At 60.2% G+C, this 3,904-nt stretch carries 5 protein-coding genes; all 5 read left to right on the top strand.

Translation table 11 applies throughout. From position 1 onward, the window contains the following. Window positions 1-399, top strand: a 399-nt coding sequence (gene petA, locus ACFDSS_RS13975; RefSeq protein WP_375256332.1) for a ubiquinol-cytochrome c reductase iron-sulfur subunit, incomplete at its 5' end; no start/stop codon positions are given. A 41-nt stretch (window positions 400-440) separates the two neighbouring features. Further along, window positions 441-1,136 carry a CBS domain-containing protein gene (locus tag ACFDSS_RS13970; protein ID WP_375256331.1) on the top strand — a complete coding sequence of 232 codons (696 nt, stop codon included), beginning with the start codon at window positions 441-443 and terminating at the stop codon, window positions 1,134-1,136. A 61-nt stretch (window positions 1,137-1,197) separates the two neighbouring features. Continuing rightward, entirely contained in the window at window positions 1,198-2,358 is a 1,161-nt protein-coding gene (locus ACFDSS_RS13965; protein WP_375256330.1) for an NAD(P)/FAD-dependent oxidoreductase, read from the top strand. 3 nt (window positions 2,359-2,361) lie between these two features. Continuing rightward, entirely contained in the window at window positions 2,362-3,525 is a 1,164-nt protein-coding gene (locus ACFDSS_RS13960) for a phosphatidylserine/phosphatidylglycerophosphate/cardiolipin synthase family protein (protein ID WP_375256329.1), read from the top strand. Window positions 3,526-3,601: 76 nt separating this feature from the next. Further along, a complete protein-coding gene (locus tag ACFDSS_RS13955) occupies window positions 3,602-3,844 on the top strand; it encodes a hypothetical protein (RefSeq protein WP_375256328.1) in 243 nt (80 codons plus the stop codon). Window positions 3,845-3,904 lie beyond the last annotated feature (60 nt).

Raw genomic sequence — 3,904 nt, 5'->3', positions numbered from 1 at the left:
GTTACGATAGATTGGGGCGGTCGCCCGGTTTTCGTCTGGCGCAGACCCCCTGCGGTGATTGAGGCGGCGCGTGCCGTCGCGCTCGACGATCTGGTCGATCCCGTGGACAAATTGGAAGAAAATCCCAATCTCAGTACCGACATGCCAGCGCAAGATGAAAATCGCACCGCCGACGCGGAGGGAGAGTGGCTCATTGTGATCGGGATTTGTACCCATTTGGGCTGCGTTCCGCTGGGTCAAACCGGGACAACGCTGGGCGCATTCGGCGGCTGGTTCTGCGCCTGCCACGGCTCACATTACGATACTTCGGGGCGGATCCGCAAAGGTCCGGCACCCCGCAATCTCGACATCCCGCCTTACGTTCTGGACGATGATTTGCAACTCGTGATCGGGAGCTGACCAGCGGACCGATCTACCACCGACAAAATGGAGACTACGCCATGCAAGCGAAAGATATCATGACCACCACAGTGATCTCGGTCGATGTTGATGCGAAAGTCGCGGATGCAGTGCGGTTGATGCTCGATCATCACATCAGCGCGCTGCCCGTGCTTGACGACAAAGGCAATCTCAAGGGATTGGTCAGTGAAGGTGATCTCATGCGACGGGTACGCGGCCCCGATGTGCGACGGCGGTCGTGGTGGCTTGAGGTGCTGAACGGTTCGGGCGGGTCTGCGCAGGATTTCGTCAAGCTCAATAGCCGGCATGTTCGGGATGTGATGACCCGCGATGTTGTTTGGGTGCAGGAGGATACGGAGGTCGCGGAAATTGCGCGCCTTTTGGAAAAGCACCGCATCAAGCGGGTACCGGTGGTGCGATCAGGTCAGGTGGCCGGCGTCGTCAGCCGTGCCAATCTGCTTCACGTCTTGTCGGCCATGCCCGATAATAGCCTGCGCGCTCCGTCCGAGGACGACCGTGTGCTGCGCACAAAGATTGACGAGGCCCTCAAGCAGGTGCCCGGTGCTGCCGTCAACCTGATAAACTACACCGTCGAGGAAGGAGATGTCTCGGTCTGGGGTGTCGCTGACAGTGATTTTGAGGAGAACGCCGTCCGCGTCGCGGTTGAAAATGTTGCAGGCGTTGGCACTGTAGAGGTCAAGATGGGCAGAATGCCCGCGTGGGGTTACGGCATTTGAGCGTGATAGCAGGCTTTGCGTCGGGTCCGTCAGTGCGCGCAATGCGCCGAGACGGCGTCATATGACAGCGTCAAGACCCAATCAGATTGCGAACCTAGATGACGGCATACAGATCGTTGGGGCGGGACCTGCGGGTCTGGTCTGCGCGATCGTTTTGGCCAAGGCGGGGCGTCAGGTCAAAGTGCGTGAATGGCGCGCGGATGTGGGGCATCGGTTCCATGACGATTTTCAGGGACTGGAAAACTGGACTGACAAAAGGGATGTTCTGGATGAGTTGGCCCAGGCCGGGGTCGCTGCGGATTTCTCTCATCATGGCATGACCGAGGGCGTCGTCTTGGACAGCCGCGCGAAGGCCCGTAAGGTGCATGGATCACGCCCTTTGTTCTATTTACTGCGGCGTGGCAGCGCAGCGGGGACGCTCGACCGGGCACTGCTGGATCAGGCGCGTGCGGCGGGGGTGGAGGTGCGCTTCAATGACCGTGTGAAGAACACCGGCGGCAGGATGATCCTGGCGGGCGGCCCGCGACGCGCAGATATCATTGCCGTTGGCTATGTCTTTGACACGACAATGCCCAACGGGGCGTGGCTGGCCTTCGGACCACAGCTCGCCCCGAAAGGCTATGCCTATCTTCTGGTGCATCAAGGGCGCGGGACAGTGGCCAGTTGCATGGTCTCGGGGTTTCGGGATCAGGCGAAGTATCTTGCGGCGACGGTGGCCCATTTTCAGCGCTATGCAGGGTTAAAGATGCTTGAGCCAAAATATTTCGGTGGGTTTGGGAATGTCCGTCTGCCGCGCACAGCAATGCAGGGTGGCAATCGTGTGATTGGTGAACACGCAGGATTTCAGGACGCACTTGCGGGGTTTGGATTGCGTTACGCGATGCGGTCAGGACGGCTGGCTGCCGAAAGCATTATCAATGGCGCCGACTACACGACATCCTGGCGTCGGGCGCTGCAACCGGGCTTGCGCGCCAGTATCGTCAATCGGTTCCTGTTCAATCAGACGGGCCCTCGCGGGATTGATTACCTGATCTCGAAGCTGGGATCGGCTGACGCAGGCGCTGCATTGCGCGCGGCCTATGGGCTGTCCTTGCCAAAGCGGCTGTTGCTGCCGATCGCGCAGATGCGTTATCGCGGCCCGCTGAAAGACAGCAGCTGCAATCATCTCAACTGCGATTGTGTCTGGTGCCAACATGGCGCCCATGATGCAGCCAATACCTGAGCGATGCCGGTCTTTCGTACATCGCAGGAGGCACAGCAAGCCGTTGCGCAGGCGCGCTCAGCGATTTGCGTGCCAGAGCTGGGCGAGGGCCACGGTGCGTTCGCATTGTTCATCGAGGGAGATGTACTATTTGATGCGATGATTGCGGCAATAGAGCGGGCAACCGACACGATCTGGATGGAATCCTATATTTTTGCGGCCGACGAAGTTGGCGCACGCTTTGTCGCGGCACTCGCGGCCAAAGCGCGCGCAGGGTTGGACGTGCGCTTGCATCTGGACGCCTTCGGTGCCGGCCAGCGCAATTTCCGCGCGCTCCGTCGCGCATTGGCGCAAAGCGGGGTCCGCTTTCGGTGGTTTCGCCCCTTTGATCTGCGCCATCCCCTGCGCTATTTCCAGCGCAACCACCGCAAGCTTCTGGTCGTGGATAGCCGGGAGGCGTATCTGGGTGGTTTCAATATCCGCCGCTTGAACTCGTGGCGGTTGCACGGCGTGACCCGCCAGCGCGACACGCATTTGCGGGTTTCAGGTCCGTTGGCAAGACTTGCAACCCGACACTTTGACCGGCTCTGGCAGGATGCGCGCGCGCTTCCGGCAAAGGCCATCCCCCAAGAGGCCGGCGGCATCGAAGGACTGCTGGTGCCAAGCTACTCGCGCAGGTGCCGAAAGAGGCTTGCCTGCCTCCATGCAGGGCTGATCGGGATGGCACAGACCCATATCTATCTGACGTCTCCCTATTTTGGTCCCGGCACTGTGGTCGACAAGGCGCTTCAGGAAGCAGCCCATCGCGGCGTTGATGTCCGTCTGCTTGTCCCCCGTCGAAGTGATCCGTTGGTCGCTGGTTGGGCAACGCGGGCAGCATATGGACAGCTTCTGTCTGCAGGGGTCAGGGTTTACGAATACCTGCCCCGGCAATTGCACGCCAAGACTTCGGTCGTTGATGCCGCCTGGTCTATTGTGGGGTCTGCGAACCTTGATTATCGCAGTCTCTTCGTCAATCAGGAACTGGTCCTGGTCGCGCATGACCGTGCCTTGGCTGGACAGCTACAGGCGCAGTTTCTGGATGATCTCTGTGATGCCAGTGAGATCACGCATCCGACCTGGTATCGCCGCAGCTGGCGCGCGCGTGGGCTTGAGGCGATCGGATGGGTCGCGCGGCGATTGCTCTAGGCGGCAGCAGCTTTTGGCGTCGCCGGGCGGCAATTGCGGCCTTCCGACGCTCCGGCACCGCCACCCAGCAAGCCGGATGGATTTCCTCATTCCTGTAATGGATGTTGCCGGATTGCGTCTACAGGACGAAGCCAAACATAAGGAGCTGAAAATGGACGACCGTTTGAATTCACAGTCTCAAGATACGGCCACACAGAAATCGACCGGATGTTGCGGTGGCAAGTCAGACATGCAGCCACAAACCAAGGCCGCAGCCCCAATCGTGCAAGCAGCCAAGGACACCCCGGCCATTTCTGGCTGTCGCTGCGGCCAGAACTGACGCGCGGCCGCGCAGGATGAGTGCCTTGCGAAGGTTGGGCGCTCATCGTTTCCGGGGCAA

It is taken from the genome of Yoonia sp. (assembly GCF_042093035.1).
Lineage (GTDB): Bacteria > Pseudomonadota > Alphaproteobacteria > Rhodobacterales > Rhodobacteraceae > Yoonia.
This window is presented reverse-complemented; position numbering and strand designations above follow the sequence as displayed.